Annotated in this window: 19 protein-coding genes; 12 read left to right on the forward strand and 7 right to left on the reverse strand. The window is 74.5% G+C overall.

Annotated features, from left to right (window positions below; genetic code table 11):
• The first annotated feature begins 86 nt into the window (after positions 1-86).
• Positions 87-314: a gas vesicle protein K gene (locus tag IE172_RS19765; RefSeq protein ID WP_229886229.1), complete on the forward strand. Its 228-nt coding sequence runs from the start codon at positions 87-89 to the stop codon at positions 312-314.
• A gap of 85 nt (positions 315-399) precedes the next feature.
• Here the strand turns inward: IE172_RS19765 and IE172_RS19770 are convergent, their stop codons facing one another.
• Together IE172_RS19770 and IE172_RS19775 are read right to left on the reverse strand one after the other, a co-directional pair.
• Positions 400-570 carry a hydrophobic protein gene (locus IE172_RS19770; RefSeq protein ID WP_190098569.1) on the reverse strand — a complete coding sequence of 57 codons (171 nt, stop codon included), beginning with the start codon at positions 568-570 and terminating at the stop codon, positions 400-402.
• A 42-nt stretch (positions 571-612) separates the two neighbouring features.
• Positions 613-1,434, reverse strand: a complete 822-nt coding sequence (locus IE172_RS19775) for a methyltransferase domain-containing protein (RefSeq protein ID WP_190098570.1) — start codon at positions 1,432-1,434, stop codon at positions 613-615.
• Between the two features lie 146 nt (positions 1,435-1,580).
• Between IE172_RS19775 and IE172_RS19780 the strand changes: the two genes are divergently transcribed.
• Entirely contained in the window at positions 1,581-3,200 is a 1,620-nt protein-coding gene (locus IE172_RS19780) for an ABC-F family ATP-binding cassette domain-containing protein (RefSeq protein WP_190098571.1), read from the forward strand.
• Between the two features lie 10 nt (positions 3,201-3,210).
• On the opposite strand, the gene IE172_RS19785 is transcribed toward IE172_RS19780, so the two are convergent.
• Complete coding sequence (locus IE172_RS19785; protein ID WP_190098572.1) at positions 3,211-4,317, reverse strand: baeRF2 domain-containing protein; 1,107 nt, start codon at positions 4,315-4,317, stop codon at positions 3,211-3,213.
• A 61-nt stretch (positions 4,318-4,378) separates the two neighbouring features.
• On the opposite strand from IE172_RS19785, the gene IE172_RS19790 reads away from it, so the two are divergent.
• On the forward strand, positions 4,379-4,666 hold the full coding sequence (locus IE172_RS19790) for a DUF6158 family protein (protein WP_190098573.1): 288 nt from the start codon (positions 4,379-4,381) through the stop codon (positions 4,664-4,666).
• 96 nt (positions 4,667-4,762) lie between these two features.
• Here the strand turns inward: IE172_RS19790 and IE172_RS19795 are convergent, their stop codons facing one another.
• Both IE172_RS19795 and IE172_RS19800 read right to left on the reverse strand, forming a co-directional pair.
• Positions 4,763-5,305, reverse strand: a complete 543-nt coding sequence (locus IE172_RS19795) for a type 1 glutamine amidotransferase domain-containing protein (protein WP_190098574.1) — start codon at positions 5,303-5,305, stop codon at positions 4,763-4,765.
• Positions 5,306-5,414: 109 nt separating this feature from the next.
• Complete coding sequence (locus IE172_RS19800; protein ID WP_190098575.1) at positions 5,415-5,807, reverse strand: DUF2795 domain-containing protein; 393 nt, start codon at positions 5,805-5,807, stop codon at positions 5,415-5,417.
• A gap of 160 nt (positions 5,808-5,967) precedes the next feature.
• Between IE172_RS19800 and IE172_RS19805 the strand changes: the two genes are divergently transcribed.
• From IE172_RS19805 to IE172_RS19825, 5 genes are all read left to right on the forward strand, one after another.
• Complete coding sequence (locus tag IE172_RS19805) at positions 5,968-6,108, forward strand: hypothetical protein (RefSeq protein WP_190098576.1); 141 nt, start codon at positions 5,968-5,970, stop codon at positions 6,106-6,108.
• 144 nt (positions 6,109-6,252) lie between these two features.
• Positions 6,253-7,053, forward strand: a complete 801-nt coding sequence (locus IE172_RS19810; protein WP_190098577.1) for an RNA polymerase sigma factor SigF — start codon at positions 6,253-6,255, stop codon at positions 7,051-7,053.
• Positions 7,054-7,190: 137 nt separating this feature from the next.
• Complete coding sequence (locus IE172_RS19815; protein WP_190098578.1) at positions 7,191-7,955, forward strand: hypothetical protein; 765 nt, start codon at positions 7,191-7,193, stop codon at positions 7,953-7,955.
• 152 nt (positions 7,956-8,107) lie between these two features.
• Positions 8,108-9,355, forward strand: a complete 1,248-nt coding sequence (locus tag IE172_RS19820) for an aminotransferase class I/II-fold pyridoxal phosphate-dependent enzyme (protein ID WP_190098579.1) — start codon at positions 8,108-8,110, stop codon at positions 9,353-9,355.
• Complete coding sequence (locus IE172_RS19825; protein WP_190098580.1) at positions 9,352-10,410, forward strand: MBL fold metallo-hydrolase; 1,059 nt, start codon at positions 9,352-9,354, stop codon at positions 10,408-10,410. Before IE172_RS19820 ends, IE172_RS19825 begins: the two co-directional genes overlap by 4 nt.
• Before the next feature lie 12 nt (positions 10,411-10,422).
• Here IE172_RS19825 and IE172_RS19830 read toward each other — a convergent pair whose 3' ends face one another.
• Positions 10,423-11,067, reverse strand: a complete 645-nt coding sequence (locus tag IE172_RS19830; protein WP_229886202.1) for a DedA family protein — start codon at positions 11,065-11,067, stop codon at positions 10,423-10,425.
• A complete protein-coding gene (locus IE172_RS19835) occupies positions 11,064-11,837 on the reverse strand; it encodes an MBL fold metallo-hydrolase (protein ID WP_190098581.1) in 774 nt (257 codons plus the stop codon). Before IE172_RS19835 ends, IE172_RS19830 begins: the two co-directional genes overlap by 4 nt.
• An 85-nt stretch (positions 11,838-11,922) precedes the next feature.
• Between IE172_RS19835 and IE172_RS19840 the strand changes: the two genes are divergently transcribed.
• The 4 genes from IE172_RS19840 to IE172_RS19855 all read left to right on the forward strand — a co-directional run bounded on the left by IE172_RS19840 (position 11,923) and on the right by IE172_RS19855 (position 17,694).
• Entirely contained in the window at positions 11,923-12,324 is a 402-nt protein-coding gene (locus IE172_RS19840) for a hypothetical protein (protein WP_190098582.1), read from the forward strand.
• A gap of 89 nt (positions 12,325-12,413) precedes the next feature.
• A complete protein-coding gene (locus tag IE172_RS19845) occupies positions 12,414-14,495 on the forward strand; it encodes a phage holin family protein (RefSeq protein ID WP_190098583.1) in 2,082 nt (693 codons plus the stop codon).
• Between the two features lie 338 nt (positions 14,496-14,833).
• Positions 14,834-15,895, forward strand: a complete 1,062-nt coding sequence (locus IE172_RS19850; protein ID WP_190098584.1) for an ATP-binding protein — start codon at positions 14,834-14,836, stop codon at positions 15,893-15,895.
• Between the two features lie 62 nt (positions 15,896-15,957).
• Entirely contained in the window at positions 15,958-17,694 is a 1,737-nt protein-coding gene (locus tag IE172_RS19855; protein ID WP_190098794.1) for a vWA domain-containing protein, read from the forward strand.
• Positions 17,695-17,726: the final 32 nt, after the last annotated feature.

A 17,726-nucleotide genomic window follows, 5' to 3' on the forward strand; every position in this document is an offset into this window, starting at 1 on the left:
CCCCCGACCACGGCCACCGTGTCGAGCCCCACGGCAGCCGGCGCAAGCGGCTCGACCTGGAGCCGGACACGGTCGAACGGGACCTGATGAAGCTGGTGCTCACGGTCGTCGAACTGCTGCGCCAGCTGATGGAGCGCCAGGCGCTGCGCCGCTTCGACGAGGGCGATCTGTCCGAGGAGCAGGAGGAGCGGGTCGGGCTCACCCTCATGCTGCTCGAGGACCGGATGGCCGAGCTGCGCAGCCGGTACGGCCTGCGGCCCGAGGACCTGAACCTGGACCTCGGGCCGCTCGGACCGCTGCTGCCGCGGGACTGACCGACCGATCCCCCCGTCGGCCGTCGGAAATCCCCCCGAAAAGCAGAAATTCCCCGGGACCGTGTCCCGGGGAATTCCTTTTTCCTCACCACCTGTACCAGCGGCCCCTGCCCCCGCCTGCCGACGTGCTGCGCATGAAGAATCCCAGCAGCCACACGATGAGGACCGCCAGGGCGATCCACCAGAGAACCTTTACCGCGAATCCGGCACCGAAGAGGAGCAGAGCCAACAGCAGAACCAGCAGAACAGGAACCATGATGTCAACCTCCTGATCCTCTGATTGCCCGGAAAACGTGAATCAGGCTTCCTTGCGGCAGAGAATCTCGCCGTGCAGCACGCTGAACCAGCCGTCCTCCCGCGCACCCCATTCCCGCCACGCCGCGGCCACCTCCCGCAACTCCTCCCGGTCTGCGTGGCCCCCTTCGACGGCCCGCCCGGCGTACGCCGACGCCACCGTGCGGTCCGCCCACAGGCCGCTCCACCAGGCACGCTCCCGCGCGGTCGAGAAGGTCCACGTGTCCGAACCCGCCGTGACGTCCGTGAACCCCGCGGCGAGCGCCCAGGACTTCAGCCGCCGCCCGGCGTCCGGCTCGCCGCCGTTGGCCCGGGCCACCCGCCGGTACAGGTCCAGCCAGCGGTCCATGCCCGGCGACGGGGGATACCAGGTCATCGCCGCGTAGTCCGAGTCCCGTACGGCGACCAGGCCGCCCGGCACGGTCACCCGCCGCATCTCGCGCAGTGCCCGCACCGGGTCGCCCACGTGCTGCAGCACCTGGTGGGCGTGGACCACGCAGAAGGTGTCGTCCGGGAAGTCCAGCGCGTGCACGTCGCCCGCCGAGAAGTCGACGTTCGTCAGCCCCCGCTCGCCGGCCACCGCCCGGGCCCGCTCCAGGATCGCCGGCTCCCGGTCGAGGCCGGTGACGTGCCCGTCGGGGACGAGCGCCGCCAGGTCGGCGGTGATGGTGCCGGGCCCGCACCCGATGTCCAGGATCCGCATGTCCGGCCGCAGGGCCCCGAGGAGGTACGCCGCCGAGTTCCCGGCGGTCCGCCAGGTGTGCGACCGCAGCACCGACTCGTGGTGCCCGTGCGTGTAGACGGCGGTCTCCCGCGCTTCCGTCATGCCGAACCCACCCCTTCCGCTGTCGTAGGAGGGCGCCCACGCTACGCGCCCCGGCCGCATGATGAGACCCGGATATTGCATACTGAGAAGCCGTGGGACCGAAACCCGTTTGCCACCCGCGCCGACGACCCCGCACAATCCCCACCATGGGCCATCTGGAAGCTGCACATCTCGAGTACTACCTCCCTGACGGGAGGGCCCTCCTGGGCGATGTGTCCTTCCGGGTCGGGGAAGGCGCGGTCATGGCCCTGGTGGGCCCCAACGGCGCGGGCAAGACGACGCTCCTCCGCCTCCTCGCCGGCGAGCTCAAGCCGCACGGCGGATCGGTCACCGTCACCGGCGGCCTCGGCGTGATGCGCCAGTTCGTCGGCTCCGTACGGGACGAGACGACCGTGCGCGACCTGCTGGTCTCCGTCTCCACGCCCCGCATCCGGGAGGCGGCCCGCGCCGTCGACAAGGCCGAGCACGCCCTCCTCACCGTCGACGACGAGGCCGCCCAGATCGCCTACGCCCAGTCCCTCGCCGACTGGGCCGAGGCCCGCGGCTACGAGGCGGAGACGCTGTGGGACATGTGCACCACGGCCGCGCTCGGCGTCCCCTACGACAAGGCGCAGTGGCGCGAGGTGCGCACCCTCTCCGGAGGCGAGCAGAAGCGGCTCGTCCTGGAGGCCCTGCTGCGCGGCACCGACCAGGTACTGCTGCTCGACGAGCCCGACAACTACCTCGACGTGCCCGGCAAGCGCTGGCTGGAGGAGCGGCTGGAGGAGACCCGCAAGACGGTCCTGTTCGTCTCGCACGACCGCGAACTCCTCGCCCGCGCCGCCCAGCGCGTCGTCTCGCTCGAACCCAGCCCCACCGGCGCCGACGCCTGGGTGCACGGCGGCGGCTTCGCCACCTACCACGACGCCCGCCGGGAGCGCTTCGCCCGCTTCGAGGAGCTGCGCCGGCGCTGGGACGAGAAGCACGCCCAGCTCAGGAAGCTCGTGCTGAACCTGCGCCAGGCCGCGGCGAACAGCCCCGACATGGCCTCCCGCTACCAGGCCGCCCAGACCAGGCTGCGCAAGTTCGAGGAGGCGGGGCCCCCGCCGGAGCCGCCGCGCGAGCAGAACATCACCATGCGCCTGAAGGGCGGCCGTACCGGAGTGCGCGCGCTCACCTGCGAGCGGCTGGAACTCACCGGTCTGATGAAGCCGTTCGACCTGGAGGTGTTCTACGGGGAGCGGGTCGCCGTGCTCGGCTCCAACGGCTCCGGGAAGTCGCACTTCCTGCGGCTGCTCGCCGGGGACGACGTGGCCCACACCGGCGGATGGCGCCTGGGCGCCCGTGTCGTCCCCGGACACTTCGCGCAGACCCACGCCCACCCGGAGCTGGAGGGCCGAACGCTCCTGGACATCCTGTGGAAGGAACACGCCCAGGACCGGGGCGCCGCCATGTCCCGGCTGCGCCGCTACGAGCTGACCGGCCAGGCCGAGCAGACCTTCGAACGGCTCTCCGGCGGCCAGCAGGCCCGTTTCCAGATCCTGCTGCTGGAACTCCAGGGCGTCACCGCCCTGCTGCTCGACGAGCCGACGGACAACCTCGACCTGGAGTCCGCCGAGGCGCTGCAGGAGGGCTTGGAGGCGTTCGAGGGCACGGTCCTCGCCGTCACCCACGACCGCTGGTTCGCCCGCTCCTTCGACCGCTACCTGGTCTTCGGCACCGACGGCCACGTCCGGGAGACCCCCGAACCGGTCTGGGACGAACGCCGAGTGGAACGAGCCCGCTGAGCCCCACCCCCTACCAGCGCAGCAACGCCCCCAGCCCGCCCACCGGCGCCCCTTCCCCCGGCCCCGCCGCGTCGACCGCCAGCGCGGGCGCGTCCGTCGCCACCGCCGACCGGATCAACGCGTCGTCCGCCCGCGCCGCCCAGGAGTTCTGCTCGCCCAGCACCTTCAGGTCCGTACGCCGCACCGCCACCTGGTCCGGGTCCTCGCCGATCCACACCTCCCGGTGCGCGTCCGGCCCGTCCGAACGGATCAGCAGCTCCTCGATCCGGTGCTCCCGCGCGGCCTCGACCAGCGCCGGCACGCCCTCCACGGCACCCGCCCGGCCCTCGTCGTCCGGGCCGCGGGCGGCGAGGAACCGCTCCAGCTCCCCGGCGGCACGCCCGTGGACGTGCTCCGCGCGGATCCGCTCGACGTCACCGTCGAGCAGCCTGCTGCCGGCGCCGTGCGACGCCTCGGCCACCAGGCCGTGCAGCCGCTGCGGCAGCCGCTCCCGCACGGCCCGCCGCTCACGGTCGTCACCGACGAGGATCAGCAGGTCCGCACCGGTCTCCTCCTGGCAGACGGCGAGCGCGTCGGCGATCTCCGCGGCGTTGTGCTCCCAGGTGTTCTCCACCCGCAGCTGGAAGTGCCGCTCCGACCAGTCGACGGAGGCGGTCCGGTGCAGCGGCCACTGGCGGCCGGTGACACCGCCCGCGTCGTCCCGGCCCAGCGCGCTGCGCAGCTCGAAGTCCGCGCCCCTGCGGTCCACGTAGGCGATCACGCACACGGGGTCCTCGCCGGCCAGGTCCAGCAGCGGCGCCACCCGCGGCAACGGCGCCCACTCGGCCCAGTCGCGCTGCGGGGACCGGGCCAGCGGCGGGTCGAGCACCACCTCGCCGTCCCGGGCGAACAGGGCGCGCCCGTGCGGTTCGGCGGAGTGCCGCAGCTCCTCGATCGCGCGGCGCACCGCCTGGCAGGTCGCCTCGTCGGCGCCCCGGTCCGCGAGCTCCCGCGCCATCGCCTGGGCCGTCAGCCGCCGCTCCTGGGGCGTGTTCTCCGTGTGCCGGGACGTGTCGACGTACACGGAGGCCCAGGGGCCGGGACGTTCGTAGAGTGGATGCAGGAATGCGAGTTCCATGGGTCCCTCCCGGTAGCCGTTCGGGGTAGTGCCTGTGCCGCCGGGCGGGTACCCGGGGCCCATGGACGCACACGACGAGCGGGGCACCACGATGACCGGAGTCGAGCCGAACCGCCTGGACGACCAGCAGCTCATGAAGGAGCTGGAGACCATCCACCGCACGCGCCACGACACGCTGCTGTACGGCTCCGACGGCGCACTGCGCGCCCACAACGAACGGATGGCGCAACTGGAGGGCGAGTACCTGCGCCGCAATCCGAGCCGTCCGGTGGCCGCCGGCCGCACCCGCGAGGGAGCCCGCGAGCGGAACGCCGCGGACACCACGACGCCCGCGCCCCCGGGGACCTGAGGACCGCGACCACCACCACGCCCGCGACCGGCCCCCTGGACATGCGACCGGGGCCCGCGCGAGCGCGGGCCCCGGTGCGGTGAGCGCGGGCGGGCGTCAGGCCGCTTCCGCCCCGAACACCTCCAGGTACGTCTCGCAGAACGCCTTCAGGTCGTCCGGCTTGCGGCTGGTGACCAGCTTGTTCGAACCGTGGTCGCAGATCTTCACCTGCTCGTCGACCCAGGTCCCGCCGGCGTTGCTGATGTCCGTCCGCAGGCTCGGCCAGCTCGTCAGCTCCCGGCCCCGTACGACGTCGGCCTCCACGAGGGTCCAGGGGGCGTGGCAGATCGCGGCGACCGGACGGCCCTGCTCGAAGAAGTCCCGCACGAACGAGACGGCCTTCTCGTCCATGCGGAGGAGGTCCGGGTTGGCCACCCCGCCCGGCAGCACGAGCCCGCCGAAGGAGTCCGCCGACGTCTCACCGACGACCTCCTGCACGGGGAAGGTGTCCGCCTTGTCGAGGTGGTTGAAGGCCTGGATCTTCCCCTTCTCCGTCGACACGAGCACGGGCTCGTGGCCGGCGTCCACGGCGGCCTGCCACGGCTCGGTCAGTTCCACCTGCTCGACGCCCTCGGGCGCGGTCAGGAATGCGATGCGCATGATGGTTCCTACGTCCCTTCGTCAGTCTTCGGCGCCTGTCGTACGCCGTTCTCGTCCGGGCCGCCCCGCTGATGCGGGCCGGCGCCGGTCCCGGGAGACGGAGCCCGGGTCAGGCGGACTCCGTCTCCCGGCTCCGGGTCAGCGCCTCGGCCAGCTCCTGGACACTGCCGTAGCGGTCCTGGCGCGGCAGCCGCTCCAGCGCCTCGATGAGCGTGTCGGGCGCGTGCCGCCGGTCCAGCGCGCGCATCAGCTCGCGCGGACCCGCGGGGAACGCCCCGCGGCTCAGGATCCTGGCCAGTTCCAGCCGCACCGACTCCAGTGACGTCGGGCCACGGCCGGGTGTCACCGGGCCGTGGGCGACCTCGGGGTCGTCGTCGGCGAACGGCTCCGGGTCGTTCCACTCCTCGGTCCGGGTCGGATGCCCGGACCTGAGCAGACCCTGCAGTTCGTGCTTCATCTCTTCGTCACGGTGGACACTGAGCCGGTCACTGCCTCGCTGCATGTCTCCCTCCAGATCCTTTCGGGGGTGCGCACCGCGTACCCGGGCAGCGGAGGCCGACACAGGGTTCGGACGGCGGATCGGCACGGCCCGGGTTTGCCTCCGGAAGACCGGGAGACCCGGCAGAGCACGCCCCCCACGAGCCTCCTGGAAAGGCCCGGCCATGGCGGTGCTCGCCCTGCTCATCCCTTCCCTCATGCTCGGCGTGGTCCTGATGCTGGGCCGTTACGAAGACCTCCTGCTGCCGCCCGTGCAGCCACCCGAGGAACCCGTGGAACCCGCACTCGGACGTTTGCATCCCTGAGGCGGGGGCACGCGCACGGGAAGTGCTTCGGACAGGAGGCACGCCCGTGGACGCGGCACCTCGCCGCCCCCGGGTGTACCTGTCCTCAGTCGGTGCGCCCACCACGGTGACATCCCGAGCACTTCCGAGGGAGTTGCACCGCAGATGCCGATCCGAGCAACCGCGAAGCACCACCCGCACGACGACGCCCCCGACACCGCGGCCTCGTTCCGCAGGCTCGCCGGGCTTCCCGGCGGAGGGGAGCGCGACGCGCTCCGGGACGAGATCGTCGAGGCCTGGCTGCCCATGGCCGACCGCCTCGCGGGACGGTTCCGCAGCCGGGGCGAGCACTACGACGATCTGCGCCAGGTCGCCGCGCTGGGCCTGGTCAAGGCCGTCGACCGGTACGACCCGGAGCTCGGCAACGCCTTCGAGAGCTACGCGGTGCCGACCATCACCGGCGAGATCAAGCGGCACTTCCGCGACCACATGTGGACGCTGCACGTACCGCGCCGGGTCCAGGACCTGCGCAACCGGGTCCGCAGCGCCTCCCAGGACCTCTCCCAGACCATCCCCGGACGCGCGCCGACCGTGGCCGAGATCGCCGGCCACACCGGCCTCAGCGAGGAGGACGTGCGCGCCGGCCAGGAGGCCCTGGAGAGCTTCAGCGCGCTCTCCCTGGACGCCGCGCTGCCCGGCAGCGACGACGGCTACTCCCTGGGCGACGCCCTCGGCGCGCCCGACCCGGCGCTGGACACCGTGGTCGACCGCGAGTCCGTCAAGGACCGGCTGGCCGAGCTTCCGGAGCGGGAGCGGGCCATCCTCTACATGCGCTTCTTCGACGACATGACGCAGAGCGGCATCGCCGAGGAACTGGGCATCTCGCAGATGCACGTCTCCCGGCTGATCAGCCGGAGCTGCGGCCGGGTACGGCAGCAGGTCATGAGCGACGCCGCCGGGGACTGACGCGCACGTCACCCGCTCGGGTGTGCGGATCCCGCCAATGGCGTGCGGCCGCGCGCGGCACGGCGGCGGGCGGGCTGTGATGGCTGTGGGGCGACCGACCGCCATGGCCCCGCCCGTCGCCCGAAGGAGCCCGCACCATGCGCCGCACCGCCCGTGCCCTGTCCGTCGCCGCCGTCGCCGGCACCGTCCTCGGCGCGCTCGCACCGGTCGCGGCCGCGGGGACGGCTCCGGGCAGCGGAGCGTCGTGGGCCACCGCGTCACCGCCGCCCTCCCACTCACCTTCCCCCTCGCCCTGCCCGAAGCCCGGAGGCCACGGGTGGGACGGGTACACGCCCAGGAGCTCCGAGCCGGACGCCGACGAGCCGGAGGCCCTGGAACCGGAGACGTACGAAGGGCTCGGCGAGGACGCCCTCGAACCGGAGACGGTCCTCCCGCAGGGCACCGCCCCGGACCCGCTCGCCTCCGATCCGCTCGCCCCGGACGCACTCGTCCCGGACGCCGGTCCCGAGGACACCGGTCCCGAGGACGCCGGCGTCCCGGCTCCGCCCGGCACCGACGCGGCCGCCGGACCGCAGGCCACGGAGCCGCACACCGGAGCCCAGATGGTCGCCGTGCCGGCCACCGCCGAACCCGGACCGCCGGAGTCCCGCTCCCCGGGATCGAAGCCCGCCGGACCCGAGCCGGTACGGCCCGAACCCACCGCGTCCAGGAGCACGCCCTGCGCCCCCACGCCCTCCCGGCACCCCACACCCCCCGCACACCAGGGGGTCCACGCCGGCGGGGGCGGCGCCTTCACCGACTCGGTGCCCGCCCTGGCCGCCGGCGGCCTGCTCATCGCGGGCGCGTTCGGCGCCGCCGCCCACCGCGTGTACCGGGACCGGACCTCCCGCCCCGACGCCTGACCTCCGTCACCCGGCCCCGGCCGCCGCCCCGCACCACGCGCCCCGGGCCGGCACTCATGGCACACGGCACGCCGGGTACTGGCTCGTCGAGGGCGGCACGAGCGGGCGCCGGGGCACGGCGACCGCACACCAGGGATCGCGCGGAGGTAGGCATGCGGCGGACGCACCCCGAAGGCCACGGCCCCGTACGGTTCGGGCCGCCGGACCCCGAGGACGGGCTCCCCGTGCTGCCCGAGCTGTCCGCCGTACTGGCCGCCGCGGCCTCCCGCGCCGGCGCCGAGCCCGTCGGCGGCGGCCCCGCCCTCCTCGACGCCGCCTGCGGCTACGGCGACCGGCGCGGACTGCCCGCCGCCCCCGACCGGGTGGCGGTCGCCCCCGGCGCTCCCGCCCTGCTGGTGGCCCTGACCGCCGCAATCGGCGGCGACGTCCTGGTGCCCAGACCCTGCGCCGCCTGGTGGGCGCCCTACGCCCGGCTGCTGGGCAGACCCGCCTTCTCCGTGCCGACCCCCGCGGAGAGCGGCGGGGTGCCCGACCCGTACGCCTTGCTGGAGACCGTGCGCCGGCTGCGCGCCGAGGGCGGCGACCCGCGCCTGCTGGTGCTGTCCGTCGCCGACGACCCCACCGCCACCGTCGCCCCGCCCGAAGTGCTGCACGAGACCGTCGAGGCCGCCGTCGCCGAAGGGCTGCAGCTGGTCAGCGACGAGACCTGGCGCGACACCCTGCACGACCCGCACGGCACCGTGCTGCTCAGCCCGGCCGAGATGCTGCCCGACCGGGTCACCGTCGTCACCGACCTGGTCGGTGCCCTGCTCCCGCCCGGCTGGCCCGCCGCGGTGGCCCGCTTCCCGGCCGGTGAGGAGGGCAACGCGCTGCACGCGCGCGTGCTCGACGTGCTCACCGCACTCGACGCGCGGGTCGCCGCGCCCATCGCCGCCGCGGCGGTCTACGCGCTGTCCGAACCCGAACCGGTCACCACCCGCGTCGCCGCCGCCGTACGTCTGCACGCGGGCCTGGCCGCCGCCGCGCACCGTGCCGTCGTCACCGCCGGCGCCGTCTCCCGGCCCCCCTGCTGCGGCCGCCACCTGTACGTGGACCTCACCCCGCTGGAGCCCGCGCTCACCGCCCACGGGGTCGCGGACGCCCAGGAACTGGAGGACTTCCTCACCGCCCGGCTCGGCATGCCCGCCCCGGGCGGTCACCGTTTCGGCGACGACCTCGAGGCGCCCCGCGTACGGCTGTCCACCGCCCCCCTGCTGGGCGACACCGCCGACCTGCGCGCGGAGTGCCTGCGCTCGTCCGAGCCACTGGAACTGCCCCACGTACGAGACGCGTTGACCCACCTGGCAACGGTCTTCGACGAGCTCCGTGACGACGCCCGGCGATGGGAGTCCCCCCGATGACGCAGCGGCCCGAGCCGACCAGGAGAACCACCACGACCGCGGGGACACCGACCGCCGGCCCCCCGTCCGCCGCGCGGCCCCACCCGCCCCTGGCCGCACCCCGCCCGCTCGCCGAACACCGGGTGTGGCCGCGCGCCTTCCACGACCGGCTGACCGCCCCCCTGCCCGGCCTCAAGGCCCTCGCCCGCTTCGCCCGCGAGGGCGCCGTACGCCCCACCCCGGACGGTCTCGCCGACATCCCCCGGCTGCCCTACGAGCCCGGCCCGCTGCCCCGGGTGGACGCCCGCACCATCGCCGTCACCTGGGCGGGGCACGCCAGCTGGGTCCTGCGGATCGGCGGACTCACCGTGCTCACCGACCCCGTCTGGTCCCGCCGCATCCTCGGCACCCCGCCCCGTGTCACCCCCGTCGGCGTCGCCTGGGAGGCGCTGCCCCGGGTGGACGCGGTCGTCATCAGCCACAACCACTACGACCACCTGGACGCCCCCACCCTGCGCCGGCTCCCGCGCCACACCCCGGTGTTCGTGCCGGCCGGGCTCGGCCGCTGGTTCCGCCGCCGCCGGTTCACCCGGATCACCGAGCTCGACTGGTGGGAGGCCGCCGAGCTGGACGGCGTCCGCTTCGACTTCGTACCGGCCCACCACTGGTCCAAGCGCACCCTCACCGACACCTGCCGCTCGCTGTGGGGCGGCTGGGTGCTCACCGACCGGGACGGCCGGCGCGTCCACTTCGCCGGCGACACCGGCTACGGCCACTGGTTCTCCCGGATCGGCCGCCGCTATCCCGGCATCGACCTCACGCTGCTGCCCATCGGCGCCTACGACCCCCGCTGGTGGCTGGCCGACGTCCACTGCGACCCGGAGGAAGCGGTCCGTGCCGCCCAGGACCTCGGCGCGCGCCGCATGGCCCCCATGCACTGGGGGACGTTCGTCCTCTCCGCGGAACCGGTCCTGGAGCCCCTGGTCCGCGTCCGCGCCGCCTGGCAGCGCGCGGGCCTGCCCCGCGAGGCGCTGTGGGACCTGCCGGTGGGCGCGTCGCGCGTCCTGGAGGAGTGAGCCGGGACCGGGTCAGCCCGTCGCGGGACCGCGCAGCCGCCGCCAGAGGGCCGGGACCGCGCTGAGCAGCAGGGTCAGGGCCACCGCCGCGACGACGCCCTGCCACGGCTCCCTGAACAGCGACCCGCCGAGGACGCCGATCAGCTGGTACGTCGCCGCCCAGGCCACACAGGCCGGCAGGTTGCCGTGCACGAAGCGGCGCATCGGCCACTTCGCGACGAGACAGGCCAGCATCACCGGCAGCCGCCCTGCTGGTATCAGCCGGGACAGCACCAGCACGGCCACCCCGTGGTCGGCGAGCTTGTGCTGCGCCTGCCTCAGACGGTCCTCCGGGGCCCGCCGGCGGATCGCCTCGAGCCAGCGCGAGCCGTGATCCGACTTCATCCCGCGCCGCCCCAGCCAGTACAGCGCCATGTCCCCGAGGAACGCGGCCAGCGACGCCGTGACGAGCAGCAGCGCCATCGAGAACGGCGCCGCCCGGTGGAAGGCGACCACGGCCGCCGAACTCACCAGCGCGCCCGTCGGGATCACCGGCACCAGCGCCCCGACCAGCACCAGCAGGAACAGTGTGGGATAGCCGATCGCCTGCTGCGTGGCCTCGGGCGCTATGACCGCGGGCGCGGCCGCCGACAGCAGGTACCCGGCGGGAAGGATCACCGCGCGACCTCCAGGCGCACGCTCTCCCCGTGCCCGAGCCGGTGCACGGCCACCCCGGGGGCGCGCCGGGCCGCCAGCCGCTCGAACTCGTGGCCCGGCGAGTGGAACTCGTGCGGGCGCACGGCGTCCATCCCGATCGGCCAGTACGTGCCGTAGTGCACCGGCACCGCGCTGGGCGCCCCCAGCAGGGACAGCGCCTCGGCCGCCCGCCCCGCGTCCAGGTGCCCCTCACCGAGGTACGGCCCCCAGCCGCCCACCGGCAGCAGCGCCACGTCGACGGGTCCCACCTCCTCGGCCATCCCCTCGAACAGACCGGTGTCCCCGGCGAAGTACGACCGCGCCTCACCCTCCACGACGTAGCCGAGGGCGGGGGAGCGGTGCGGTCCCACCGGCAGCCGCCGCCCGTCGTGCCGCGCGGGCACCGCCCGCACGGCCAGCCGGCCGACCGTGGTCACCTCGCCGGGCGCCACCTCGCTCACGTGGAGATGCGCGAGCCGGCGCAGCCCCGGCACCGCACGTCGTGCGCCCCGGGGCACGAGCAGGCGCGTACCCGGGGCGAGCAGGGCCAGGGACGGCAGGTGCAGGTGGTCGGCGTGCAGATGCGAGACCAGGGCCACGTCCGCGTGCCGCGCCTCGGCGGGCGGCAGCGCGCCGCGCCGGCGCCGCAGGTGCGCGAGCCGGCGCGCGAACAGGGGATCGGTGAGCACGCGCGTGTGCGAGTCCTCGACCGTGCAGGTGGCGTGCCCCCACCACGTGACCTCCACCGGCACCCTCTTCGCCTCCTTCGCGCGACTGCCCGAAGCCTACGCGCAGGAGTAGGGTCGGCGGCGAAAACCGGAGGTGAGGGGGGACGCCATGGGACCGGTGAGGGTGACGGCGATCGCGAGTCTGACTCCGCTGGAGGAACTGGACGCCGATCCGTTCCTGGTGGACTCCCGCGGGCAGCACGCCGTGTGCGCCCGCTGGGCCGCCGAGCGGGGCCACGTGGTCTCCCGTGAACTGCTCGTGCGGGGACTGCGCCCCGACCACCGCCTGCTGTGGGAGGGGGTGCGGCCCGGCGCCGACCTGTTCGTGGCGCCCAGTCTGCGGGTACTGGAACGGGCGCTGTCCTCGGTCGCGGAGTTCACCGCCGAGTGCGCGCGGCGCGGGGTCCGCGTGGAGACCGTGGGCGGCGCGGAGCCGTCGTACGACGCGGCGATGAAGGCGCGGGTGCACCGCCGGCTGTCGATGCCGACCGCCGGCTACGACGGCCGCTGAGCCGTCGGCGGCCCGCGGCCGGGGACGAAACGCCTGCTCCGGTCGTTGTGACAGGGTGGATGCGGGCCTGAGCGGCCGGGACGTGAGGTGTGCGGGGCGTGGGTGGCGGACGGTGGCGACGGATCGCCAGTCAGATCGGGCGGAGTGTCACCGTGTGGGTGGTCTCCACGCTCACCATGCTGCTGCTCGCCGGGATCCTGCCGGACTTCCGGCTGCGCTCCGCCGACGGCAGCAGCGCCACCGACATCGCGGTCACCGCGGCCCTCGGCGCCGGCGCCTTCGGCCTGCTGTCCGCCCTGGTCTGGCCCCTGCTGGTGCGGCTGCTGCTGCTCGTACCGGCGCTCGTCCTCGGCCTGCTGGTGTTCTTCCTCAACGGCGCCCTGCTCTGGCTGGCCCTGTACGTCAACCCGGTCGAGCGGGGCTCCGCGGCCCCGGAGACGGCGGTCGTGGTCGCCGCGGTCATGTCCGCCGTCGCCTCGGCCACCGGCGCCGGCCTCGCCGTGCGCGACGACGACGCCTACCGCCGCCGCCTCTACCGGCTCGCCCACCGAAGACGCCGCTCGGCCCCGCCCTGCCCGGCCACTCCCGGCACCGTCTTCCTGCAACTCGACGGCGTCGGCCACGACGTGCTCCTCGACGCCGTCGACAAGGGCCTGATGCCCACCGTCGCCCGCTGGCTCGGCACCGTCACCGGCGACCAGCCCACGCACCGCCTCACCCGCTGGCGTACCGACTGGTCCAGCCAGACCGGCGCCAGCCAGCTCGGCATCCTGCACGGCAGCAACCACGACGTCCCCGCCTTCCGCTGGTACGAGAAGGCCCGCCGCGAGGTCATGGTCTGCAACCGGCCCACCAGCGCCGCCGAGCTCCAGGCCCGCGCCATCGAGTACTCCGGCCACGCCGGACTGCTCGCCGACGACGGCGCCAGCCGCGGCAACCTGTTCGGCGGCGGCGCCGACGAGCAGGCCCTGGTGCTGTCCATAGCCACCCGCCGCCGCGGACCTGAGGCCCGCTCCCGCGCGGGCTACTTCGCGTACTTCTCCGACCCCGCCAACGCGGTGCGCACCGCCCTGTCCTTCGTCGCCGAGGTGGGCCGCGAGATCGGCCAGTCCACCCGCGCCCGGCTGCGCAAACAGCGCCCGCGCGTCTCGCGCGGCGGGCTCTACCCGTTCGTGCGGGCCTTCGCGACCGTCGTCGAACGGGACGTGGTGGTCGCCGCCGTGACGGGCGACCTGCTGGCCGGCCGCACCGCCGTCTACGCCGACCTGGTGGCCTACGACGAGGTCGCCCACCACTCCGGGCCGGTGAGCCGGGACACCGAGAAGGTCCTGCTGCGTCTCGACCGCTCCCTCGCCCTGATCGAGAACGTCGCCGAGCACGCGCCCCGCCCGTACCGCATCGTGGTCCTCTCCGACCACGGACAGAGCCCCGGGGAGACCTTCCGCCACCGCTACGGCCTCACCCTGGCCGACCTGGTGCGGGCCGGCTGCGGACTGCCCGTCCCGCGCCGCGCCCGGCGCACCCACAGCGGCGCGGAGGCGCGCGCCGCCGTCCGCGCGGCGCTGCGCCGGCCCGTCGAGGAGGGCGCCGAGCACTACCGGCCCTCCCGCGGCTCCGAACCCGTCGTGCTGGCCTCCGGCAACCTGGGGCTGGTCTCCTTCCCCGACGTGCCGCACCGGATGACCAAGGAGGAGATCGACGCCCGTCACCCCGCGCTGCTGCCGACCCTCGCCAACCACCCCGGCATCGGTTTCCTCCTCGTGCGCAGCGAACGCCACGGCGGGGTGGTGCTGGGCGCGTACGGCGCGGAGATCCCGCTGGACGAGCTGGACGACGACCCCGGCCCGCTGGCCGCCTTCGGCCCCGGCGCCGCCGACGTCGTACGCCGCACCCACACCTTCCCGCACACCGCCGACATCATGGTGAACTCCTTCCACGACCCCGCCGACGGCGAGGTGCTGGCCTTCGAGGAGCAGATCGGCTCCCACGGCGGCCTCGGCGGCGCTCAGGCCCGCCCCTTCCTGCTGTCCCCGCTCGCGCTGTCCGCACCGGTCGCCGACGGCGCGGAACTGGCCGGCGCCGAGCAGATCCACCAGGTGCTGCGCCGTTGGCTGACGGAGTCGGACGAGGCGGAGGTGCCCGCGGCCCCGGACGAGAGGCGCGCGGCCTGAGCGGACCGTCGATCCGCCGGCCGCCCCCGAGGACGACGGCGCGACGAACCGGGCCGCCGCGTACCCGCTGGAAGAGCTCCGGACCCGGGCCGGCCCGCTTCCTTCCCCCCCGAGTCGAGGGGCGGCTGTCCCCCCGGCCCGTCCTCCACGACCGGGTCCCACAGATCCTCGACCGGGCCGGGCGGGGCCGGCCGTGCGAAAACGCGTTGCCCCGCCACCGCCACGCACAGTTCACTGACTCCGGCGCCCGCCGTGACCCGTGTGGTCCTGCCCGGCCGCGCCGGCGCTCCGCGCGCCCCTCCCCTTCGACCTCCGCCCGAGCCCTCAGGAGTCCTTGCGTGCAGGCAGCCGTCACCGTCACCCCCGCCCGTGTCCCGGAACTGCTGCTCGGTCTGGCGACCGTGCGGCCGGTGTTCCTCTGGGGTGCGCCCGGCATCGGGAAGTCCTCCCTGGTCAGGGAGTTCGCCGAGAGCCTGGGACTGGAGTGCGTGAGCCTGCTGGGCACCCAGCTCGCCCCGGAGGACCTGATCGGTGTGCCGCAGATCCGCGACGGCCGCTCGGTGTTCTGCCCGCCGCGGGCCATCGCCCGCGACGAGCCCTACTGCCTGTTCCTGGACGAGCTCAACGCCGCCACCCCGGACGTGCAGAAGGCGTTCTACTCGCTGATCCTGGACCGCCGGATCGGCGACTACGAACTGCCCAAGGGCTCCATCGTGATCGGCGCCGGCAACCGCGCCACCGACAACGCGCTGGCCCGCCCCATCGCCTCCGCGCTCGTCAACCGCCTCACCCACGTCCACCTCGACGTGTCCGCCCGGGACTGGCTGGTCTGGGCGGGGAGCAACGGCATCCACCCGTGGATCACCGACCACCTCACCGACCGCCCCGACCACCTGTGGTCCAAGCCCCCGAAGACCGAGGAGCCGTTCTCCACGCCCCGCTCCTGGCACATGCTCTCCGACGCGCTGCACTCCTTCGGCCGCGACCTCGACGAGGACACCCTGAAGGTCCTGGCCCACGGCACGCTCACCCCCGCGCACGCCACCGCCTTCTGCGGCTACGTCAAGATCGTGCGCAGCCGCTTCGGGATCGACGCCGTCCTCAAGGGCGAGGCCCGCTGGCCGCACCGCCTGGAGGACCGCGACCTGCTCTACTACCTCGCCGAGTCGTTCCGCGGACGTCTGGTCAAGGAACTCCCGGCGAGCAAGGAGCACATGTCGGCGAACGGCCGGCAGACCGCGTACCGCGCCAAGTCGCTGCTGGTGCAGCTCGCCGAGATCTCCGTCGAGGTCGCGCAGACCGTCATCGCCTCCGACCACGACGGCAACCCGGTCCTGCCGGCCTGGTTCCTCGTCGAGGCGGCCCGCGACATGCCGCGCCTCGTGGAGGCGCGCCGGTGAGCGGCGCCCGCGCGAAGGGGCCGAAGAAGCGGGACCTCGCGCAGGAGGCGTTCGACGCGGGGATGGGCCTGGTGCGGGCCAACCCCGCGCTGAACGCCGTCGAGTTCGACGTCTGCCGCCGGGAGGACTGCGAGCTCGCACCCCGCGACGGGCTGGTCCGCGTGGACTCCGAGGCCGTCCTGCACGCCCACCCGGACCGCATGGCCGACCCGGGGGCGTGGGCGTGGGCCCTCGCCCACGCCGTCCTCCATCTCGGCTTCGGCCACGTCCCGGCCGCCAAGGGCACCCGCGAACAGCCCGACCACAGCGAGCTCGCCGCCCGCTGCGTCGTCGTCAACCGCTTCCTGCTCGGCTTCCCCGTCGGCAGGACCCCCGACCACCTGCCCGCCTCCTACCCCGACGGCGACGAGGAGCGGCTCGCCGCGCGCTGGCGCCGCGACGGCGTCCCGGAGGCGTACGCGCGCTGCGGCACGGCCGGCGGCGAGGCGGACCTGTTCCTCCAGGAGTGGTTCGGATACTACGGGCAGCCGCCCGACCACCAGCTGGCGTTCGCCACCGCCCTCACCCGCACCGTGTCCGCCGCGATGGACATGGCGGGCGGCCGCCGCGACAGCCTGGACGGCAAGCCGGCCCCACGGCACCCCTGGGAGCGCGCGCTCGGCTGGTTCGTCTCCTCCTACCCGCTGCTCGGCGGCGTCGCCTCCGGCATCACCCTCGTCGCCGACGCCGAACTCGCCCGCGCCCACGGCATCTCCGTCGCGGCCGTCGACCCAGCGGCCGGCGAGATCTACGTCAACCCGCTGCGGCGGTTCGACGAGGAGGAGTGGCGGTTCGTCCTCGCCCACGAGATGCTGCACGCCGCCCTGCGCCACGGCGACCGCCGCGGCGGACGCGACCCGTTCCTCTTCAACGTCGCCTGCGACTTCGTCGTCAACGGCTGGCTGCGGGAGATGCGGGTCGGCACCATGCCCGAGGGCCTGCTGTACGACAAGGAACTCGCCGGGCTGTCCGCGGAGGAGGTCCACGACCGCATCGCCGGCGACCTGCGCCGCGTCCGGCGCTTCGCGACCCCGCGCGGCAAGGGGACCGGCGACATCCTCGGCGCGCCCCTCGGCCCGCCCCGCGACTACGTCGACCTCGACGGCTTCTACCGTCGCGGCCTCGCCCAGGGCCTGGACCTGCACGACCGGCAGGAGCGCGGCTTCCTCCCCGCCGGCCTGGTCCAGGAGATCCGCGCGCTCAGCCATCCGCCGGTGCCCTGGGACGCCCGGCTCGCCCGCTGGTTCGACGAGTTCGTGCCGAGCCCCGAGCCGCTCCGGTCCTACGCGCGCCCCTCCCGCCGTCAGGCGTCCACCCCGGACATCCCCCGCGCGGGACGGTACTTCCCGCCCGAGGAGATCGCCCGCTGCACGTTCGGCGTCGTCCTGGACACCTCCGGCTCGATGGACCGCGTCCTGCTCGGCAAGGCGCTCGGCGCGATCGCCTCCTACGCGGGGGCCCGCGACGTACCGGCCGCCCGTGTGGTGTTCTGCGACGCCGCACCGCACGACGCGGGATACCTCCCGGTCACCGAGATCGCCGGACGGGTGCGGGTGCGCGGGCGGGGCGGCACCGTGCTCCAGCCCGGCATCGACTTCCTCCAGCGCGCCGGCGACTTCCCCGCCACCGCGCCGATCCTGGTCATCACCGACGGCTGGTGCGACGACGTCCTGCGGGTCCGGCGCGAGCACGCGTACCTGATCCCGCAGGGGGCGCGGCTGCCGTTCACCGCGAGAGGGCCCGTCTTCCGGGTGAGTTGAGCCGTGATGTGATCGGATGGGGGAGGCGCCCG

Source organism: Streptomyces griseoflavus (genome assembly GCF_014649995.1).
Lineage (GTDB): Bacteria > Actinomycetota > Actinomycetes > Streptomycetales > Streptomycetaceae > Streptomyces > Streptomyces griseoflavus.